This is a genomic window from Pseudomonas sp. (genome assembly GCF_049590575.1).
Lineage (GTDB): Bacteria > Pseudomonadota > Gammaproteobacteria > Pseudomonadales > Pseudomonadaceae > Aquipseudomonas.
The window spans coordinates 1-20712 of the sequence record NZ_JBAWDE010000273.1; the positions used below are offsets into that span (position 1 = coordinate 1).

16 protein-coding genes are annotated in these 20712 nt (G+C 61.8%); 7 read left to right on the plus strand and 9 right to left on the minus strand.

What is annotated here, in order from left to right; genetic code table 11:
• Nucleotides 1-33 precede the first annotated feature (33 nt).
• The 3 genes from alc to puuE form a co-directional block, all read right to left on the minus strand.
• Entirely contained in the window at nt 34-1035 is a 1002-nt protein-coding gene (alc, locus tag WBR57_RS18880; RefSeq protein ID WP_424085508.1) for an allantoicase, read from the minus strand.
• A 79-nt stretch (nt 1036-1114) separates the two neighbouring features.
• Complete coding sequence (gene uraD, locus WBR57_RS18885; RefSeq protein WP_424085510.1) at nt 1115-1630, minus strand: 2-oxo-4-hydroxy-4-carboxy-5-ureidoimidazoline decarboxylase; 516 nt, start codon at nt 1628-1630, stop codon at nt 1115-1117.
• Nucleotides 1627-2553, minus strand: coding sequence for an allantoinase PuuE (gene puuE, locus WBR57_RS18890; RefSeq protein WP_424085512.1), 927 nt, complete (start codon nt 2551-2553; stop codon nt 1627-1629). The genes uraD and puuE overlap by 4 nt, the downstream gene beginning before the upstream one ends.
• A gap of 381 nt (nt 2554-2934) precedes the next feature.
• Here puuE and uraH point away from each other — a divergent pair, with 381 nt between their 5' ends.
• Nucleotides 2935-3288, plus strand: a complete 354-nt coding sequence (gene uraH, locus WBR57_RS18895) for a hydroxyisourate hydrolase (RefSeq protein ID WP_424085514.1) — start codon at nt 2935-2937, stop codon at nt 3286-3288.
• Between the two features lie 156 nt (nt 3289-3444).
• Complete coding sequence (locus tag WBR57_RS18900; RefSeq protein ID WP_424085516.1) at nt 3445-8703, plus strand: dermonecrotic toxin domain-containing protein; 5259 nt, start codon at nt 3445-3447, stop codon at nt 8701-8703.
• Here WBR57_RS18900 and WBR57_RS18905 read toward each other — a convergent pair.
• The 3 genes from WBR57_RS18905 to WBR57_RS18915 all read right to left on the minus strand — a co-directional run bounded on the left by WBR57_RS18905 (nt 8690) and on the right by WBR57_RS18915 (nt 11331).
• Nucleotides 8690-9325 carry a LysE family translocator gene (locus tag WBR57_RS18905; RefSeq protein ID WP_424085518.1) on the minus strand — a complete coding sequence of 212 codons (636 nt, stop codon included), beginning with the start codon at nt 9323-9325 and terminating at the stop codon, nt 8690-8692. The genes WBR57_RS18900 and WBR57_RS18905 overlap by 14 nt on opposite strands.
• 14 nt (nt 9326-9339) lie before the next feature.
• Nucleotides 9340-10686, minus strand: a complete 1347-nt coding sequence (locus WBR57_RS18910) for an NCS2 family permease (RefSeq protein WP_424085519.1) — start codon at nt 10684-10686, stop codon at nt 9340-9342.
• A 210-nt stretch (nt 10687-10896) separates the two neighbouring features.
• The gene (locus WBR57_RS18915; protein WP_424085520.1) at nt 10897-11331 is read right to left on the minus strand and encodes a MarR family winged helix-turn-helix transcriptional regulator; all 435 of its coding nucleotides are present in this window, start codon (nt 11329-11331) and stop codon (nt 10897-10899) included.
• An 81-nt stretch (nt 11332-11412) separates the two neighbouring features.
• Here WBR57_RS18915 and WBR57_RS18920 point away from each other — a divergent pair, with 81 nt between their 5' ends.
• Both WBR57_RS18920 and WBR57_RS18925 read left to right on the plus strand, forming a co-directional pair.
• Entirely contained in the window at nt 11413-12579 is a 1167-nt protein-coding gene (locus WBR57_RS18920) for a PLP-dependent aminotransferase family protein (protein WP_424085521.1), read from the plus strand.
• Nucleotides 12580-12589: 10 nt separating this feature from the next.
• Nucleotides 12590-13192, plus strand: coding sequence for a glutathione S-transferase family protein (locus WBR57_RS18925; protein ID WP_424085523.1), 603 nt, complete (start codon nt 12590-12592; stop codon nt 13190-13192).
• On the opposite strand, the gene idi is transcribed toward WBR57_RS18925, so the two are convergent.
• The 3 genes from idi to WBR57_RS18940 all read right to left on the minus strand — a co-directional run bounded on the left by idi (nt 13189) and on the right by WBR57_RS18940 (nt 17622).
• The gene (idi, locus tag WBR57_RS18930; protein ID WP_424085525.1) at nt 13189-14703 is read right to left on the minus strand and encodes an isopentenyl-diphosphate Delta-isomerase; all 1515 of its coding nucleotides are present in this window, start codon (nt 14701-14703) and stop codon (nt 13189-13191) included. The two genes, WBR57_RS18925 and idi, sit on opposite strands and share 4 nt — an antisense overlap.
• Before the next feature lie 3 nt (nt 14704-14706).
• Nucleotides 14707-16635, minus strand: coding sequence for a squalene--hopene cyclase (shc, locus tag WBR57_RS18935; RefSeq protein ID WP_424085527.1), 1929 nt, complete (start codon nt 16633-16635; stop codon nt 14707-14709).
• A 102-nt stretch (nt 16636-16737) separates the two neighbouring features.
• Nucleotides 16738-17622 carry a LysR family transcriptional regulator gene (locus WBR57_RS18940; RefSeq protein WP_424085529.1) on the minus strand — a complete coding sequence of 295 codons (885 nt, stop codon included), beginning with the start codon at nt 17620-17622 and terminating at the stop codon, nt 16738-16740.
• A gap of 130 nt (nt 17623-17752) precedes the next feature.
• Here WBR57_RS18940 and WBR57_RS18945 point away from each other — a divergent pair, with 130 nt between their 5' ends.
• The 3 genes from WBR57_RS18945 to WBR57_RS18955 are packed head-to-tail and all read left to right on the plus strand — an operon-like array spanning nt 17753 to nt 20683.
• A complete protein-coding gene (locus WBR57_RS18945) occupies nt 17753-19045 on the plus strand; it encodes a CitMHS family transporter (RefSeq protein ID WP_150095518.1) in 1293 nt (430 codons plus the stop codon).
• A gap of 1 nt (nt 19046) precedes the next feature.
• Nucleotides 19047-20372 (plus strand): acyclic terpene utilization AtuA family protein, encoded by a 1326-nt coding sequence (locus WBR57_RS18950; protein WP_424085531.1) that lies wholly within the window; start codon nt 19047-19049, stop codon nt 20370-20372.
• The gene (locus tag WBR57_RS18955) at nt 20369-20683 is read left to right on the plus strand and encodes an AtuA-related protein (protein WP_424085533.1); all 315 of its coding nucleotides are present in this window, start codon (nt 20369-20371) and stop codon (nt 20681-20683) included. Before WBR57_RS18950 ends, WBR57_RS18955 begins: the two co-directional genes overlap by 4 nt.
• The last annotated feature ends 29 nt before the right edge of the window (nt 20684-20712 follow it).

The window sequence follows — 20712 nt, forward strand, 5'->3', positions numbered from 1 at the left end:
CCCTGTGGGAGCCGGGCTTGCCCGCGATTGGGCTCACCCTTGTTTCGCGACCTTGCCGAGAACGCGCAGGCGGCTCACGCCCCCATCCGGGAACACGTTCAGACGGATGTGGGTAATCGGGCCCAGCGCCTTGATCTGCTCGGCGAAGGTGTGTTCGGCGTGCATTTCCAGTTTCTGCGCCGGCAGCAGTTCGCGCCAGAACAGCGATTGGGTTTCGATCTGGCTGTCGGTGCCGCCCTTGACGAACGCGCCCTGGATCGAGCAGGTGTCCGGGTAGTTGCCCTTGAAGTGCAGGGTGTCGACGATGATCTTTTCGATCTCGCCTGGGTGGCCCAGTGCGACGATCACCCAGTCATTGCCTGGCGTACGACGGCGTGCGGTTTCCCAGCCGTCGCCCATGTTGATGCCACGGCCCGGGTTGAGGATATTGCTCATGCGGCCGAAGTGTTCATCGGAACACGCCAGGGCACGGCCGCCGTTCAGCGCGGCAGCCAGGTCGACCTGTTCGTTGTCGCCCACCGAGGACCAGTCGCGGAACGGCACGCCGTACACACGCAGACGCGCCACGCCGCCATCCGGGTAGATGTTGAAGCGCAGGTGGCTGAAAGCCTGGTCGTGGTTGATCTCGTGGTAGTGGTGGCTGTTGCCTTGCAGCTCGACGGCCGACAGCACTTCCACCCACTGGGTGTTTTCGTCAGGCTCGCCCGAGGCCAGGAAGCAGGCTTCCAGCGAGGCAGACGGCGGGTAGTTGCCGGTGAAGAATGAAGTGTCGATGTCCACGCCTTTGATCGAGCCCGGTACGCCCAGGCGGATGACTGCGCTGTCATAGCCTTCGAAGCGCTTGCGGCGCGACTCCCAGCCGTCCATCCACTTGCCGTTGTCATCGAAAACGCCCTCCTTCCACACGGCCGGGGTCGGCTGGAACAGGCGGTTGGCGTCAGCGAACCAGTCATCGGTCACCGAGATGATCTTGGTGCCCAGACGGGCGTCGGCCAGGTTGACGAACTTCTCGAAAGGTACGGCGTAAGCTTTCATTCTTCTTGTCTGCCTTAAATAGAGTGGCTTGGGATGCTCGCCAGGCCCTGGGCGTCATGAGCGCTCGGGCGAGGTCTGCTTAAAGAGTCAGTAATCGGAACAACGCGATCTTGTTGATCTCGGCCAGTGCGCATTTGAACTCGGCCTCGACCGAGTGATGGATGCGCGTTTCAAACGCGGCGAGGATCTGGTGCCGGTTGCTGCCTTTTACCGCCATGATGAAGGGAAACTTGAACTTGGCCTTGTAGGCCTCGTTCAGCTCGGTGAAGCGAGAAAACTCTTCGGCCGTGCAGTGGTGAATACCGGCGCCAGCCTGTTCATGGGTACTGGCTTCGGTAAGTTGGCCCTGGACGGCGGCTTTGCCGGCCAGGTCCGGGTGAGCGTTGATCAGGGCCAGTTGACTGGTGTGATCGGCGCTCAACAGGATGTCGCTCATGCGCTGGTGCAGGGTTTCGATCTGGTCTATCGACGCGTCCTGGCCCAGGTCGAAGGCCTTTTCGGCCACCCATGGCGAATGTTCGTAGATATCGGCAAAGGCTGCGACGAATTCGTCGCGGCTCAGGCTCGACGGTTTCAAGGTCTGGAAAGCGGTCACTTGGCGGCTCCCTGGTACGGATGGGTGTCATGCCAGTGGCGGGCGATGTCCACGCGGCGGGTGAACCACACCTGTTCGTGGCCCTTGGCGTATTCGATAAAGCGCTTCAAGGAGGCCAGGCGCGCAGGGCGGCCGATCAGGCGGCAATGCAGGCCGATGGAAAGCATCTTCGGTGCTTCGGCGCCTTCGGCGTAGAGCACGTCGAACGCGTCCTTGAGGTACTCGAAAAAGTCGTCGCCCTTGTTGAAACCCTGCACCTGGGTGAAGCGCATGTCGTTGGTGTCCAGGGTGTAGGGGATCACCAGGTGCGGCTTGCCGGTCGGGTTGTTGGGCTCCCAGTAGGGCAGGTCGTCGTCGTAGGTGTCGCAGTCGTAGAGGAAGCCGCCTTCCTCCATCACCAGGCGCCGGGTGTTCGGCCCGGTGCGGCCGGTGTACCAGCCCAGCGGGCGTTCGCCGGTCAGCTCAGTGAGGATGCGGATGGCTTCGAGCATGTGCTCGCGCTCCTGGGCCTCGTCCATATATTGGTAGTCGATCCAACGGTAGCCGTGGCTGCAGATTTCGTGACCGGCCTCGACCATCGCGCGGATCACGTCCGGGTGACGCTGGGCGGCCATGGCCACGGCGAAGATGGTCAGCGGGATATCGAATGCTTTGAACAGCTTGAGAATGCGCCACACGCCGGCACGGCTGCCGTATTCGTACAGCGACTCCATGCTCATGTTGCGCGCGCCTTGCAGCGGCTGCGCCGAGACCATTTCCGAGAGGAAGGCTTCGGACTCTTTGTCGCCGTGCAGGATGTTGCGCTCGCCGCCTTCTTCGTAGTTCAGTACGAACGACAGCGCGATGCGTGCCTTGCCCGGCCAGTGGGGGTGAGGAGGGTTACTGCCGTAACCGATCAGGTCGCGTGGGTAGTCAGCGCTCACTGCAGTCTTCCTTCTTGTGCGTGGTAGCAAGTGTGTGGCGGCCGGCCGAAAGACCCAGTGGCGTCACAGCGATGGACTGATTGTATACAACTTGATGGTCACTTTGTAAGCCTGTATTTCGGCATTTTTTCCAGGCGCTTGCCGTAGCTTAGCACTGCAAGAAACTTGCCCGGTTGGTCAGTAAATGGATAAAAGGTCGTTTAAAAGCAAGGCTCGTTGACTTTTCAGTACCAGATCCAATGCCAGCAGGGGCGTGCAAAACTTTTTAATTTTTATTGTGTACAATTTTCATTAAAAGTGTCTTAATCAGCTCATTGCCGAGATATTCATGCCCTGCAAAGGTGCGGCCCATTTCCATTCCACTCAAGGGAGACCCGACCCATGGGACGATTGACCACACACGTGCTGGATGCCGCCCACGGCTGCCCCGGCAGCGCCATCCAGGTTGAGCTGTACCGCGTCGAGGGCGCGCAGCTGGAGCTGGTCGCCAGCACCGTGACCAACAGCGATGGCCGCTGCGACGCACCGTTGCTGCACGGCGATGATTACCGCAGCGGTGTCTACCAGTTGCAGTTCAGTGCCGGCGTTTACTACCGCGCGCGTGGCTTGCAGCTGCCCGATCCGGCTTTTCTTGATGTGGTGGTACTCCGGTTTGGCATCAGCGCCGAACAGGAGCATTACCATGTGCCTTTGCTGATTTCGCCTTACAGCTACTCCACCTATCGCGGTAGCTGAGTCGTCACCTCGCTTCACACCCCCAAAGCTCTTCGTTGGTTTTTCGCCCGCCCACACTGCGGGCTTTTTTTTGCGCGCGACAGCGTTCAATTATCTAGCGCCTCATAGGCGTGAGCGTTGCATAGGCTGGGTGTTTTCCCCGACGAAGATACTGCCGTGACCACACCTGACGATCAGATTCCGACGCCCATCGCCGATCTCGAAGACCCGGATACGTCTGACCAAGACGCGTTGCACGCGATGCGTGAGCGGCTGACGCAACGGATTAACGCCGCTCCCCGCCCCAGTGTGCTGATCAATCGGCTTGCGGCCGCTGACTGGCGTTGCAGCGAATCGGTCAAATCGCGCGCGCGCTTGATCCTGAATGCACCCAAGGTGCTGCGGGTCATTCGCGCCGTGCTGCGTAAAACCTTTGATCTGGACCCGGACAGTCTGCTCTTCACCGAGCCCAAGCCGCCGGCTGTCGCACAAAAAGTCGATACCTTGACCGACCGCGCATTGCAAGTGCTGGTCCTGCCTTCGTTGTCTATCAACCTCAATCATTTCACTGCCGTCAGCCTCAAGGGGGAGCCGACGCAAAAGTTGCCTTTCACCGCGCTGGAGGCCTTGCAGCGGGTCGCCGCGCTCAATCTGTTTGCGCGGCTCGCCCAGGCATGGGCCCAGTACTGGCAGGCGCTGGCTCCGGGGGGCTGGCAGACGCGCAAGGAACACTGGGTTGAGTCGCACAAGCAGCTGTTTGCCGACCAGGCTTTTTTGGCGCGGCAACTGGACGAGCTGTCGAGTGCAGGAATGGCCATGGTCCAGGCATTGGTCGACGCACCGACGATGGAGGCGCGTCAACGCGCGGGGGAGCAATGGGCCAGTGTCCAGGTGTGCGAGTTGATGTGGCCGGGTGTCGGCCCTCGACTGATGCCGATTCTCGGTGCGCTGCATATTTATCGTCAGGGCGACCCCAGCGGTATGCCGCACGTGATTTTTTTGCCCGGCGCTCGGCGCAACTACTACGAGTACCCATCCTTCGAACACTTGCAGTGTGGCCTGGTGGCGCTGATCAACGGCGCCTTGTTCGACGACTTGTGGCAGTGCCTGCCACTGCGGCGCCGACATGAGGTGTGCACGCCTGGGGAGGGCGCTGTGGCGGGCGGCCGAGGGCTGGCATTGACCGGCGATGCGTTGGCCCTCAGTGCGCAGGCGGTGCTGGAGGGGCAATGGGAAAACGAGCTGGCGTGCGCCGTGTCGATCAACCTCGCACAGGTCTATTCCCGCAGGCTCGAGCCAGCAGTGCCGAACGCCGCACGTTTTCTCAGAGCGGTCGAGCGCAGCAGGAAACACTGGGTGGGCAGGGCGCCGCTGGGCGGCATTCGCCGTGAACTGTTGAGCTGGGACCAGCGCCGGCGACGCGAGGAAATCATTTTCTCCAGCACGGCACCGGGCCTGGCACTGAACACCGTGTTGCAACAGGTCAAGCGCTATGAACGCGGCCTGATGAGGTTGTTGGCCCCAGAAGATCCCGGCAAAGACACCGAAGCCTTTCAAGCATTCGCGGCGCTTGAGGATCAGCTCAAGGTCCAGGCAGGCACGCTGGGCTCACTGCTGTGCGACGCGCAGTTGCAACTATTTGATACGGCATTCTGGAAAGCGCGTCCCAACGGCAAGGATAAACGCATTGCTTCGGTGATTTACACATGGATCGACAGGCTGCGCAGCGAGGTGCAGTTACAGCACCGACTGAGCTTGATCGGCACCCCCCATCGGGACGTGCTGATCGAAGTGCTGGACCAGCCTCTGGCGAGTAAACGCCAGGGCAGTGAAACCTGTGTGTTGGCGGTCATTCCAGGCAGTGAGTCCGACGCCTTTGTGCCCCTGCACAACCTGTTCGTGGTCACCCGCAGCGCCGCGATCAGTGACCCTGGCGCAAAAGTCCCGGTGGTGCTGTGTGCGCTTGGGCGCGACGGCGGGCTGATGACATTCGCCAGCCTTGGGGCTGTATCGCGAGGCATCAAGGCCAGCCTCGGCAGCCCCGATGAGTCGCCGTTATGGCGCTCCGTCGAGCGGCTGAACCGCAAGGCGGTGCGTGAGCATGTCGCCGGTCAAACCCTGACCCTGCGATATGCGCCTATGGAGGGCAACCCGATTTTGCTGACCCTCAAGCGGCTGTTCAAAAGCTACATCGCCCTGCAGCGCGGCCTTGAGGGCGGCACTGCTGTTTTCAGCGAAACCCAGAATGTTCAACTGAGCCGTCTGTTGCTGGCGGCCGAGCTGGACGCGCACTTGAGTGCGCCGGCCGGTGATGCCTTGCTTCATGCACGTGCGAATTTTGACCTGGTGCGAAAAGCCTTCGGTGCAAAGCAACAACTGCTGACGTGGCTGAGCGATGCGACGGCGGCTCAGATCAGGCGTTTCAAGCACTTGCAGGGGCGTTACCTGGGCAGCAACTTTGCGTATGAAAGCCGCATTAACGTGCACTTGCCGGACCTGCACACCTTTGGCCGCAACCTCTTGGTTGCGCGCTTGCGCGAGGATGGCCTGTCCCCGTTGATCGATATCGACACCCCTTTCATCGAGATGCCCGACCAGGTCGACAGCAGGTTCTGTGGCTGGGAAAGCGGCTGTACGGTGGGTGATCGCAAGCCGGTGTTGACGCCAAGCGCTGAGCGTACGTGTTTCAGCCTGCTGCAACTGGCCCTGCACAATCTGGACCCACAGATGATGCCTACCCGGTGGCGTTTCAACTATGCCCGTTACTTGCAACCCACCTGGGAGCAGCCACTGAACCCAGAGTATTTGATCGGCATGGTCTCCGCTCTGGATATCGGCGGGCAGTACGACACGTTGATCAAGCGGGTTTTTTACCCACCGGATGCCGGGGCGCACGGGTTGAGTGAAGTGCGCGTCCCGGAACTGTTGAGGCGTGCCGTGCAGGACGCTGCCGCTGCTCACCTCTATTCGGCGGCGCAACAAGGGCTGAGCGCACAGGCCCAGCGCCTGTTCAACACCGCAATGGGCGCACGCACAGCCGAGGACCTGCGTAAACACGCTGACCATTTGCAGCTGCACGTGGTTCACCTGGTCGGCCACACCTTGCTGCATGACCGCTACATCGCCGGCATCCTGGTACTACATGACCGGATTTCCCAACGCTGCGTGGTCTACTGGCCGACTGCGCCGGATGCGCTGAGCATCAGTGAACATGCCAGCCTGCGGCAGGCCCAGGCGCATCTGAATCGCAGCCTGGCATCACCGGCTACTGTCACCGCACTGGCCTGCCACGTCGCGCCGGGGTGGGCGTTTGAAGCCATCACGCATAATCCTGGTGAAACGCCCGGTGAGTCGCGTTCACTCCTGCCGGTCGTGGGCAATGTTCACCCGGGGTACGCGATGCTGCAGGGGGTTTGGCAGGGGGGCGAGTTTGTGCGTTCGTTCGCGATCAAACACCGGGCTCCTACCGCGCTCGTCGAGGACATTGAAAAACAGATCCACGAGCAAATTGCCAGTGACGCACTGAACTGGTTGGCGCTGGTGCCTACTTCCCACGCCGATGCCATGGCCCTGCTGTATCAGGCCCGAGTGCTCGACCAGCAGGCCCAGGCCCAGGCCGGCAGTCATTCCGGCAAGACCCTGGAAAAATACCGGGAACAGCGGCTGGAAGAGGAAAAAGACTGGCGCAGGCGCGCCTTGCTGGCGATGTTCGTACCGTTTTTCGGCTTGGGCAACCAGCTCTATGAACTGCTGCTCACCGCGCGGCGTTATCACCTCCATGGCGATCCTCGGGATGCGGTGGCGGTGGCGTTTGGCGCCGTGTTGTTGACCATCGACCTATTGCTGACCTTTGTTCCGGGACCCAAGCCGAAGGTGGGAAGCGTGGGGCGGCCAATGATCGGTTCGATAAATGCTGGCTTGAATCGTATTCACCGCTCGACGGCCTCACCGTTTGGCCGGGTTTCCCCATTGTCCAGGCCGCCGTCTGCGCTCGCGCGTCTGACACCCCTGGAGCGTTTCCGGTTGCCGAAGGGGGACCACGATGCCGTCGCGCTGACGGGGCAGGGGCAGAAGGGGGTCTTTGTGAAAAACAGTGAGCACTTCATTGTGGATGATGCGCAGCACTACCCTGTCTACCGCCGCGACGGCGAAGACTTCTATCGCCTGAAGAACAGGGGCTCGCCCAGGCAGGACGAGTTGGTCTTGACCATTCATGAACCCGGGGAGTGGCTGTTGGGCGCGGATGCACCAGTGGCGGGCCCGAGTTCCGGGGTGTTGCGCCCTTGGCAGCCGCCTGCGCCCGCGTTGAGCTGGCAGCCACCGAACGTCAGCGGTGCCCTGCAAAACCGGATTCTTCAGTCGCCCGCTCCGGCCAATTATTGGTTCAGTTGGCGGACGCCAACCCCACCGATTCAGTCGATGCGTTCATCGGCTTCCGGGGTCTATCACGTGCCCATGGAGCCGCCGGGTTTTCCCTATAATGTCATCCATTTAGGCCCCGGCTATGACACTGCGCTGCATTCCGGGAGCGGTTATTACCGGTTGCTCCACCAAGGCGATAGTGCCTCCTCGGGCCCTGTCTCGTTTATCTCCAAACACGAACCGTTGGTGTCCAAGGCCCACATTGATATCGAGCGCTGGACGACCACCGCGCTGCATGAACAGCCGATTCCGGTATCGCGCACGCCCGCGGGTGAATGGCAGGTGCATGCGCGCCTGTTCGATGGACCACTGGAGCCCCTGGTCGCCAGAGCGTTTCCTGGCCTGACGAGAAGCAGCCAGGTATTTGCCGTTGCCCGGCTCACCGAGTTGGCCGACGCTTCGCGCTCGGCAACCGCCAGCCATTTGCTCAATGTCCGGGCGACGCTGGACCATTGGTTGACGCCCAACCCGGTGAGGCTTGGCCAGACCGATGATTTAATGGGGATGTTGCGACCCACCGAAAGGCGCGGTCATGCCATATTCATCGGTTACGAAGGCAAGGCGCCGGGCTTCACACGGGTCGATTTCGTGCCGCCCCAGGCCTTGGAGCAGAGGCTCAAGTCCTCTGGCGCGCAGCTTACGGCACAGCGGCAGACGGCACAGCGCGCCGCCGTCAAGGCTGTGCTGGAGCAGCAGGGCTTCAGGCTTGACGAGTGGGCCGTCACACGTAATCGGTATGCAGGGCATGAGTTGGTGATGACTCACCCCCATTCAAGCCATGTGTATTACGTGATGTACCAGTGGGTTGAGCGAGCCAGCATTGTGTTGAGAACAAAGCTCACCGATAAGTGGCTGAATCTGGCACTCAACTCGCACAAGGATTCGGCCTTATCGGCGACCGTCAGCAGTGCAATGGCGCAACAGCGCCTGGTGCGGATCGTCGCGGGGATTCAGTGGCCGCGTTATGCAAACCTCCCGCCCACTGTGTACTTTGTCAAACTCAACTCACTCTAGCCTTGATCAGCGAGGCCACCGCGGCGCAACCGAACAACGCGGCACTGACGCGATTAAACCAGCTTTGGCCGCTGCCGCTGCGCAGATACCGCGCAGCGCCGTGGGCGCTCAGGCCGTAGGCCAGCTTGCACAGCAGGTCAAGAAGGGTCCAGGTGGCGATCATAATCAGCAATTGCGGCAGAAAGGGTTGCTGGCTGCTGAGGAATTGCGGCAGGAAGGCGGCGAAAAACAGGATGTCCTTCGGGTTGCTGGCCCCCAGCACAAAGGCCCGGCCAAACAGTGTGCGAAAGCGTGGCACCGGCGCGGCCTGGGGGACGGTCGCGCCCTCGGACGGCCGGCGCGACTGCTGCCAGCTTTGCCAGGCGAGATAAAACAGGTACAGCGCGCCGACGATTTTCAGCGCGTTGAAGAGTTGTTCAGAAGCGAGCAGCAATGCGCCCAGGCCCAAGGCCGACGCGCTCAACAGGCAGATCGAGGCGATCACCCCGCCAAGAAACGCCGGGTACGAGCGGCGCAGGCCGTAGTTCAGGCTGTTGCTGATCATCAGCAACGACAGCGGCCCCGGGATCAGGATCACCACCAGCGCAGCACCACTGAACAGCAGCCAGGTTTCCAGACTCATTGCTTGCTCCTTTTTTATAGAAAGACGAACTTGGCGATAAAGATCGCGCACAACACCCACAGGCTCACGGAAATTTCACGGTACTTGCCGGTGCCGGCCTTGAGCGCCACGTAGGTGATGAAACCCAAGGCAATACCGTCGGCGACCGAGAAGGTCAGCGGCATCATGATCGCGGTAACGATCGCCGGAATGCTGTCGGTGGCCTCATCCCAGTTGATATGGGCCATGCTCGCCATCATCAGCATCGCCACGTAAATCAGCGCACCCGCCGTGGCGTAGGCCGGGATCATGCCGGCCAGCGGCGCGAAAAACATCGCCGCCACAAACAGGAGGCCGACCGTCACCGCCGTCAGCCCGGTGCGCCCACCGGCGGCAACCCCCGCAGCGCTTTCCACGTAACTGGTGACGGGTGGCACGCCGACCATGGCACCGAACACACTGGAGGCGCTGTCGGCCTTCAAGGCTCGCGACAGGTTATCGATCTTGCCGTCGGCATTCACCAGCCCGGCGCGTTGCGCAACGCCCATCAGTGTACCGGCAGTGTCGAACATGTGCACAAAAAGAAAGGCGAATACCACGCTGATCATGCTGACATTGAATACACCTTTTACGTCCATGGCCATCCAGGTCGGTGCCAGACTTGGCGGGCTGGAAAGGATGCCGTTGTAATGCACCAGGCCCAGGCCCCAGCCGGCCAGGGTCACGGCGATGATGCTGATCAGGATCGCGCCGAATACGCGGTGGTAGCTGAGGATGGCGATCAGCAGGAAGCACACCGCCGCCAGCAGCGGCGCCGGTTCATGCAGCGAACCGAGCTTGATCAGCGTGGCCGGGCTGTCGACGATGATCCCGGCGGTTTTCAGGCCGATAACCCCGAGAAACAAGCCAACCCCGGCGCCCATCGCGTGGCGCAGGCTCACTGGAATACTGTTGAGCAGCCATTCGCGCACCCTGGAGAGCGTAAGGCCCATGAACAGCACGCCGGAAATAAACACCGCACCCAGCGCGGTTTCCCAGTGGTAGCCCATGGTGCCGACTACGGTGTAGGTGAAAAACGCGTTGAGGCCCATGCCGGGCGCCAGGCCCACCGGCCAGTTGGCGTACAAGCCCATCAACAGGCACCCCAGTGCGGCGGCGATGCAGGTGGCGACGAACGCCGCGCCGTGGTCGATACCGGCATCGGCCATGATGTTGGGGTTGACGAAAATGATGTAGGCCATGGTGATGAAGGTGGTGAGGCCGGCGATCAGCTCGGTCTTCACTGTGGTGCCATGCAAGCGCAGTTTGAACAGGCGTTCCAGCCAGCCGTTCGGTGAGGGGGCAAGGTCCAGCGTCGGGGCTTCGGATTTGCGGCTATCCACAGCGAGTACTCCTCAAGCGTTTTATTGTTATGTCCAGCGCCGGTCACACAGGTGGGCAACAGCGCTTTGAGGTACTGGCGGGTTTTGTTGACCAATAGGTCAGGAACTCGCACGAAGCGAATTATGCTTTTGTATACAAAGAAAGCAAATAATGTTTTCGATTAACTGTACGAAAGGGGATGAAAGGCACCTGTAGTGCCTCCACAGGGATTAGGGTTGGCTGGCGAGCGCCTGGTTGACCGCCAGCCAGCCCATCACGGCTTCTTCGCCCACTTCACCGAAGGCGCGTTGCAACAGCTTCACCTGTTCGCGACGCAAGGACTGCTCGAAATGCAGCCCCTCTTCTGTCAGCTCCAGCAGGCGTTTGCGCTTGTCGGCCGCGGACGCAACGCTGTTCACCAGGTGCATTTCCTGCAATTGGCGCAGCGGTATGTTCAGCGCCTGCTTGCTCACGCCGAGCAATTCCAGCAGCTCCTTCACGCTCAACGCCGGGTAGCGCGCGATAAAAAATACGATGCGCTGGTGCACTCGGCTCAGGCCACGACGTTCAAGCATCACGTCGGCCTTGGCGGTGAACGCCTGGTAGCCGAAGAAGAACGCCTCCATGGCCTGCTGCTGGCTGTTCTGGTTTTTAAGGTCAAGCATGTTGACGTATCCATTCAAGCTGTCGTAATTTCGGTCAACCAGTTTGACGTATTTCCCACAGGCTTTGCTACCGGTGACCTTATGGCCTTCTCTGAACGTGTTACGCGCCTCAAAAGCTCCTTGATCCGTGAAATCCTCGCGGCAGCCCAGCGCCCGCAGGTGATGTCGTTCGCCGGTGGCCTGCCCGCCGAAGCCATGTTGCCGGCGTTGAATTGGGACGGTATGCCGCTGAACATCGGCCAATACGGCATGAGCGAAGGTGAACCGCAGTTGCGTGAATTGCTCGCGGCCGAGGCGCGTGCCCTGGGTGTGCCGTGCCAGGCCAGCCAGGTAATGGTAGTCAGCGGCTCCCAGCAAACCCTGGACCTGGCGGCCAAGTTGTACATCGACAAGGGCACTGAAATCCTGCTGGAAGGCCCGACCTACCTGGCGGCGTTGCAGATCTTCCAGCTGTTCGGCGCCGACTGCCTTACCGTGCAACTGGAGGCCGATGGCCCCGACCTGGCCAGCCTGCGCGCCAACCTCGAACGCCATCGACCGGCGTTCATCTACCTGATCCCGACCTTCCAGAACCCCTCCGCGGTGCGCTACAGCGAAGCCAAGCGCGCCGCCGTCGCGGCCTTGCTCGATGAATTCGGCGTGACCCTGATCGAGGACGAGCCCTACCGCGAGCTGACGTTTGATGGCGGCAGCGCGCAGCCCATCGCCGGGCGCCTGAAGAAAGCCAGCTGGATCTACACCGGCACCGTCTCCAAGACCCTGCTGCCTGGCCTGCGCGTGGGTTACCTGATCGCCAGCCCGGACCTGTTCCCGCATTTGCTCAAACTCAAGCAATCGGCGGACCTGCACACCAACCGCGTCGGCCAGTGGCAGGCGATGCAGTGGATCGGCACACACAAGTACCAGGAGCACCTGGTGGCGTTGCGCAGCTTCTACCGCGAGCGCCGCGATGCATTCCAGGCTGCGCTGGAGCGTCACTTCGGCGACCTGGCTGACTGGCAAGTGCCCCAAGGTGGATTATTCTTCTGGCTGACCTTGAAACAGCCGCTCGATACCCGCACCTTGTTGGCTCCTGCGCTCGATCAGGACGTCGCGTTCATGCCCGGTGAACCGTTCTTTTCCGAGCCGGACCAGCACCTTGGCTCATTGCGGCTGAATTTCAGCCATATCGACCCGGCCCGCCTGGACGAAGGTCTCAGGCGTCTGGCCGCAGTGGTCCGTCAAGCACAGCACGCGCAAGCGGCATAAGGGGAGCCCCATGTACAAGGTTTATGGCGATTACAAATCGGGCAACTGCTACAAGGTCAAATTGATGCTCAGCCTGCTGGGCATCCCGTACCAATGGGTGGACGTGGACATCCTCAAGGGTGACACCCAGACCGCCGAATTCCTGGCCAAGAACCCCAACGGCAAGATCCCGGTGCTGGAACTGGAAGACGGTACCTGCCTGTGGGAGTCCAACGCGATCCTCAACTTCCTCGCCGATGGCAGCGAATTCCTGCCCTCCGAGCCGCGCCTGCGCACGCAAGTGCTGCAGTGGCAGTTTTTCGAGCAGTACAGCCACGAGCCGTATATTGCGGTGGCGCGGTTTATCCAGTTCTACCTGAACATGCCCGAGGATCGCCTCGAAGAGTACAAAACCACCCACAAGGGCGGTTACAAGGCGTTGAGAGTGATGGAGCGTCAGTTGCAAGCCACGCCGTACCTGGTGGGCGAGCAATATTCGATTGCCGATATCGCGCTGTACGCCTACACCCACGTGGCCCATGAGGGCGGTTTTGACCTCACGCCGTACCCGGCGGTGCAGGCCTGGCTGACACGCGTGGCCAACCATCCCAAGCATGTGACGATGCTCGACTAGGCAGCGGGTGTTCCCTGCAACGGCGCCAGCGGCAGCGTGTGCGAGGCCATTTTGTACAGCAGCCGCAGGCCCAGGTTGGAGCGCTGCGACAGCCGGGTCAGGTGCATGACCCCACGCAGCTCAGCATGGGACACCTTGACCGCCGCGCCTGGGCTTCGCCTGACGCGGCGCAAGGTCAGCAGCGCCAGGCCAATTGCCCACAACATGAAGCGGCGAATCCCCGTATGCCGGGTCGGGATCAGCAGCGCGTATTGCAGTGCCTGTCGCAGGTGGGCGTGAGCGGTGGCGATCAACTCTTCCACGGCCTGTGAGTGGCTGGCATGGTCCGCCAGCAGATCGCGCGGCAGCCAGCTGACACCGCGTGATCGATCTTCGTTCTGGTCCTTGAGGATGTTGGTCAGTTGCAAACCTTTGCCAAACGACACGGCCAGCTGACGCAGTTTTTCGCGATGTACCGCCAGTGCCGGGTCAAAGTCGATAAACAGTTCGTTCAGCATTTCCCCCACCACGCCGGCCACGCAGTAACAGTAGCGATCCAGGTCCTCACGGCTGTCCAGCCCGTTCAAGCCAGTGCCCTGAAAGTCGAGCATGCCTTGGGTCATCACCTTCAGGCAGTCACGGATGGCCTCACGCTGCGTCGGGTTGAGCGTGCGGTTGGCGGCCAGGACCAGGGGCAGGTGCGTGATCAGCTCGCGCTCGGCCGCCAGTGTCTGGTCGGTCAGGTGCCCGCTCAGTTCATCGCTGAATAGCCCGCCCTGCCCAGTGCCCATCACGGTGTCGAGATAGGCGCGTTGGTAGTGCTGTTTCTGGCTGTGGCTCAGGCCGGGTTCATCTTCAATGGTGTCGGCCATTCGGCAGAGCAGGTAAGCGTTGGTCACCGCCACCGCCAGTTCGGCGGGCAATTGCGGGATAGTCAGCGCGAAGGTACGCGACACGCGCGGCAGGATTTCATCCTGGTAGCGCAGCGCCTCCTCGGTGACCCACGCCTGTTGGCGCCAGCTCTGCAACTGGCAGGCCGGATCAGCGAGGATCACCTTGAACCAGGCGGTAAAGGCCTCGGGTTCAGCGTGTAACCATTGCTCCAGCGCTGCAATTTCGGCCCAGCACCATTGCGAGGCCTCGTTGGGATTGAGGGCGGGCTCGCCGTCAAACCCGCCAATGAAGATGTGGTCGAACTCATGCTCGGTCAGGTCGCCCGGCACCTGCGCCTGGTAGATCAGCGTGGTGACCTCCTGCAATGCGCAGTTGAAGCCCATTTCCTCCCCGAGCCGTCGAACGGCGGCGGCTTCGGTGGTTTCTCCGGGGCGCGGGTGGCCGCAGCAGGTGTTGGTCCACAGGTTTGCGGAGTGGTACTTGCCCTCGGCGCGGCGTTGCAGCATCAAGCGCCCGCGACGGTCGAAGACGAAGATTGAAAACGCCCGGTGCAGCAGGCCTTGGCGGTGCACCGACAATTTGTAGTCGGTGCCGATTGGCTGGTCGTTGCAATCAACCAGTATCAGTGATTCCTCCATGCTTCAATTCGCCTCGATCACTGGTAAATGGCCTTGGCTCAGTGCTTGATAGCGCGCCAGTGCCCATAACGGGAAATACTCGGCGTAACCGTGATAATGCAGGTACATCGCTCGCGGTATTCCCGTGCCGGTGGCATGGCGGTCGCGCCAGCTGCCGTCGCGGTGTTGCGCGTTCAACAAGTAGGTGATGCCCAGTTGCGTGGTGGAGTGGTCTACCGCACCGGCTGCCAGCAATCCTAACAAGGCCCATGCGGTTTGTGACGGATTACTCGCCGTCGGGCAGTGGTCCTGGTGGTCCAGCGCATAACCGCTGGCGTTTTCGCCCCAGCCGCCGTCGTCATTCTGGTGATGGATCAGCCAGTCGCGGGCATGTTGCATCACAGGTGACTGCAGGTCATAGCCAATCGCCGCCAATGCCTCCAGGGCCGACCATGTGCCGTAGATGAAATTGATCCCCCAGCGACCCAACCAACTGCCGTCGAGCTGTTGTTCTGCCAGCAGATAACGCACGGCTTTATCAATAGCGCCTTGGGACGTCGGGGTCGCCTCCAACCTTGCGAGCATCGCCAGGCAGCGGGCGCTGACGTCGGCGCTGGGGCCGTCGATCATCAAGCCGTGTTCGGCAAACGGAATGCTGTTGAGGTAATACTGGGTGTTTTCCGCTTCATAGGCGCCCCAGCCGCCCTTGCGGTTTTGCATGCCTTGGACCCACTCCCGAGCCCGGGCAATCGACTCGCTGCAGTCCACCGCAAGGTTGGCCTGCGAGGCCTGCTGCATAACGGTGGCGACTAAAGCGCTGTCGTCCACGTCGGGGTGCCACGGCAAGTTGTATTGAAAAGCCCAGCCTCCAGGGCGCAGGTGTGGCCGGGCGAGCGCCCAATCGCCATCAACGTCGAGAATCTGCTTGTGCTTGAGCCAGTCCAGGCCCCGCACGATGCCGGCGAAGGCGCGCTCGTCGCCGGTGGCCAGCAAGGCCTGGCACACCCATGCCGTGTCCCACACGGGCGAAACGCAGGGTTGGCAATAAGCGCTATGCGCGCCGACCACCAGCAATTTTTCGCAGGCCTTGTGCGCGGTCAGCATGAGCGGGCCATCACGGCTGAACCCCAGGGCCTGGAGTGTGACCAGGCTGATGGCAATGGTCGGCAATGCCGCGCCGTAGCCATCCTCGCCATTGAGTTGGCGGATCATGCAGGCTTGGGCCCTGAGCATTGCCGTTTCGCGACTGCGCCTGGGAAACCAGTGCCGACCGCGGTGCAGCAGCCGGTCAAGCGCGCTGAACACGGCAAACAAGACGGTGTTCTGATGTGCGGCACGCGGCAGTGGCGGGGTGGCCCAGGCCGGCTCTATAAACAGTTCGGCGATGCTTATCTGCTGAAGGTTGCATGCGCGGGGGCGCAACACCTGCAGCATCGAAAAGGCCACGGTGAATTTGCGCGCAATGCAGAAAATCTTCGACAGGTGAAACGGAAACCAGCGCGGCAGCAGGATCACTTCCACGGGGATCAGCGGCAATGCTTCCCAAGGGATGATGCCGAACAAGGCCAGCCAGAGGCGCGTGAACAGGTTGCAGTCGGCGCCGCCACCGTGGCGACGGATCAGCGTACAGGCCCGTTGCATGGCGGGTTCTTGTTCGCAATGCCCCAGGAGCTTCAGCGCCCAGTAGGCTTTGACGCTGGTGCTCAGGTCAAAGGCGGCATCCTGCAGCAGCGGCCAGCCGCCTTGCGCTTGTTGGTGGTCGCGCAGGTAGCGCGCAAGCTTGGCGCCGAGTACGGGCTCGATGGGCTCCCCGAGGAAGTGCATCAGCAGCACGTATTCCGCGGTTATTGCCGCATCGCTTTCAAGCTCGAAGACCCAATGTCCATCAGGCTGCTGCTTACCCAGCAGCGCGCTCACGGCACGGTCCATCACATGGTCTAGGCGTGGGATCATGGTTTTGGGCTCCCAGCCAGGGCACAACCCTGGGTTGGCTGGGATTAAAACGTCAAAAACCTGCGGCGCGATACTGTCAGAAATCACAGGGTCGACCTGCGGTTATCCGGCCATTTCGTCCTTGAGCAATTCGAAACAGCGCTGCGCCGCGGGGCTCAACCCCTGGCCACTGCGGCTGATCAGTCCGATCTGGCGATTGACCCCTTGGTGGTCGATGGGAATGCGCTTCAACCCTTCCAGGCTGTCCGCCGCCGATTCCGGTAATACGCTGATCCCCAGGCCCTGGCGCACCAGCGCCAATACCGTCGACATATAGTTGGCCTGCATGCCGGCGTTCATCGTCAGCCGCGTTTCATCGAACAGCGCATCGACTTGCTCACGCACACTGCTGTCGCGCCCGGTAAGGATGATTGGCTGGTCTGCCAGTTGCTCCAGGGTCAGCTGGCGATGGCGGGTGAGGGGGTGATCCTGTGGCACGAATGCACACAACCGATCATTGAGCACCGGCACAAACTCCAGGCCATGGTTGAGCCGCGCCCGTACGCCAATGCCGAAATCCACCTCGCCGGCGCGCACCTGGGCGTGAATACGGTGCGCCACCAGGTCATGCAGGCGCACTTCGATGCCGGCAAATCGCTCGCGAAACAGGCGCAAGGCCGGCGGCAGGGTGCCGGCGCAGACCGAAGGCAGGGCCGCGATGGTGACCACGCCACGCCGCAAGGCGGCCAGGTCGCGGGAGCCGGCGACAATGTTGTCCAGGTCCAGCAGCAGCTTTTCCATCGGGCCGCGCGCGTCCTGGCCGGCGGCGGTAATGGTCACATGGCGCGGGCTGCGGTCGAGCAGGGCGACGCCCAGCCAGTCTTCCAGTTGTTGCACCTGCACCGTCAGCGCCGACGGCGACAGGTGCAGCTCGTTGGCGGCCTTGGTAAAGCTGCCGGTACGCGCGACGGCAAGAAACGCCTGAATATGCTGGATCGAATTTTTCATTGTTGTTTTTCTCGAGCGTTTTGTTTTTACGAATATGACTCGCTGAACATTCCAATTTACAAAGGGTAACGCGATTCCAATACTCGGGCTAAAACAATAACCGGCCGCAAAGGCCGCTCTGGAGTAACCCATGCTCGCTACCCTGGGTGTCATCACCATCCTGTGTCTGCTCGCTGCTGTCATGAGCAAACGCCTTTCGCCACTGGTGGCCCTGATCGCCTTGCCGATCATCGCCGCGCTGCTCGGCGGCTTCGGCCTGCAAACCAGCGCCTTCATCATTACCGGAATCAAAAACGTCGCCCCGGTGGTGGGTATGTTTGTGTTCGCGATCCTGTTTTTCGGGATCATGACCGATGCCGGCATGCTTGACCCCATCATCGATCGCATCCTGCGCACGGTAGGGACGCGTCCTACACGCATTGTCGTCGGCACCGCGACCCTGGCGCTGCTGGTGCACCTGGACGGCTCCGGAGCGGTGACCTTTCTGGTGACGGTGCCGGCGATGCTGCCGCTGTACACGCGGCTGGGCATCGATAAACGCATCCTGGCCTGTGTCTGCGCGATGGCCGCCGGGGTCAATTTCCTGCCGTGGACCGGCCCTGTGCTGCGCTCGTCGGCCGCCCTGCACGTGCCGGTGGCGGACCTGTTCCAGCCATTGATTCCGGTGCAGATCGTTGGGCTGATCTTCGTGTTTGCCTGTGCCTGGTGGCTCGGTCGGCGTGAAGAAAAACGCCTGGGCCTGGGCGCCGGCTCCACGGTGGATGCCGTGCCGCAACGCGTGCTCAGCGACGATGACATCCAGCTGCGTCGGCCCCGGCTGTTCTGGGTCAACCTGATCCTCACCGTACTGGTGATGGTGGTGATGATCGCCGGCTGGGTCGACCCGGTGGTGATGTTCATGCTCGGCACCGTGGTGGCGTTGTGCATCAACTACCCGAATGTGGACGCCCAGCGCGCACGCATCGACGCCCATGCAAAAACCGCCCTGACCATGGCCAGCATCCTGCTCGCTGCGGGGGTGTTCACCGGCATCATGCAAGGTACCGGCATGCTCAAGGCCATCGCCGAAGTGGCGGTGGCGCAGATTCCGGCCGGCCACGGCAAGTTGATCCCGGCCGTGGTGGGCTTTATTTCGATGCCGCTGAGCATGCTGTTCGACCCCGATTCCTACTATTTCGGCGTGATGCCGGTGATCGCCGAAGTCGGCAAGGCCCTGGGCGTCGACCCGCTGCAAGTGGCCCAGGCCTCGCTGCTGGGCGTGCACACCACCGGTTTCCCGGTCAGCCCGCTGACCCCCGCGACCTTCCTGTTGGTGGGCCTGTGCAAGATCGAATTGGCCGATCACCAGCGCTTCACCATCCCTTTTCTGTTTGCCGCGTCGGTGTTGATGACCCTGACCGCGTTGCTCCTGGGAGTGATTTGAGATGAAAACCTTGCGCATCGGTTCCGGCGCCGGCTATTCCGGCGACCGTATCGAACCTGCCGTGGAACTGGCCGAACAGGGCGACCTGGATTACCTGGTGTTCGAATGCCTGGCCGAACGCACCATCGCCCTGGCGCAACAGGCGCGCATCGGCGACCCACAGGGTGGTTACGACCCGCTATTAAGCGAGCGCATGCGTCGGGTGTTGCCGTTTGTAGGCCTGAGTGCGGGGCGCCGTCGCTTGCGGGTGATCACCAATATGGGCGCGGCCAACCCGGTGTCGGCGGCGATTGAAGTGCGGCGCATTGCCCGCGAGCTGGGCTTGAACCTCAAGGTCGTGGCCGTGGTGGGTGATGATGTATTACAGGCGTTGCAGCCTGAACACATGCTCGACAATGGCCAGACGGTCGGCTCGTTGGGCGAGCGGCTGATTTCGGCGAATGCCTACCTGGGCGTGGAGGGCATTCTTGAAGCCCTGCGCGCCGACGCCGATGTGGTGATCACCGGACGCGTCGCCGACCCTTCGCTGTTTCTTGCGCCGCAGATGTTTGAATTCGACTGGGCGGCGGATGACTGGCAGCGGCTCGGGCGCGGCACGCTGGTCGGGCATTTGCTCGAATGCGCCGGGCAAGTCAGCGGCGGCTACTTTGCCGACCCTGGTTTCAAGGACGTGGACGATTTGGCGCGCCTGGGTTTCCCATTGGCTGAAATCAACGCCGACGGCGAAGCCTTGATCACCAAGGTCACAGGTTCCGGTGGCCGGGTCAGCCGCGCCACCTGCACCGAGCAGCTGATCTACGAGGTGCATGATCCGGCGGCGTACCTCACGCCGGACGTGACCGCCGATTTTTCCCAAGTGGGTTTCATCGAGGAGGGCGTTGATCGCGTGCGCGCCAGGGGTGCCAGTGGTCGGGCGCGGCCTGAGCAGTTGAAAGTCAGCGTCGGCTATCTGGACGGATGGATCGGCGAGGGGCAAATGTCCTACGGTGGACCCGGTGCTGTCGCGCGGGCTCAGTTGGCGCGGGAGGTCGTCCTTAAACGTCTTGAACTGATCGGCGTGAAGATGCAGGACGTGCGCGCCGAGTTGATCGGCATGGACGCGCTGCACGGCCCGCGCAGCAGCGTCGAGCCCTGGGAAGTGCGCCTGCGCGTGGCCGCCCGCTGTGAAGAGCGCGGCGATGCGGTGCGGGTCGGCAATGAAGTGGAAACTCTCTACACCAATGGCCCGTCGGGCGGCGGCGGTGCGAGTAAAAGCCTGCGCCAAGTGGTGGCGGTAGCGTCGTTGCTGCTGCCGCGTGGCGCGGTCAACCCGAGGATCGAAGCATGAAACTGCACACACTGGCCCATTCCCGCACCGGGGACAAAGGCGACACCTCGAACATCTCGATCATTGCCTATCGAGCCGAGGACTATGCATTGCTCTGTGAACAGCTGACCGCCGAACGCGTGGCCGAGTTTTTCGCCGGTTTACGCGATCCCGCTGCGGCGCCGGTGCGCCGCTATGAATTGCCCAACGTGCAAGCGCTGAACTTCGTGCTGCCGGGGATTTTACGCGGTGGCGTGACCCGCTCGCTGGCGCTGGATGCACACGGCAAGTGCCTGGGCTCGGCGTTACTGAATGTTGACTTGGTAATCTGAACTAAATGTGGGAGCGGGCTTGCTCGCGA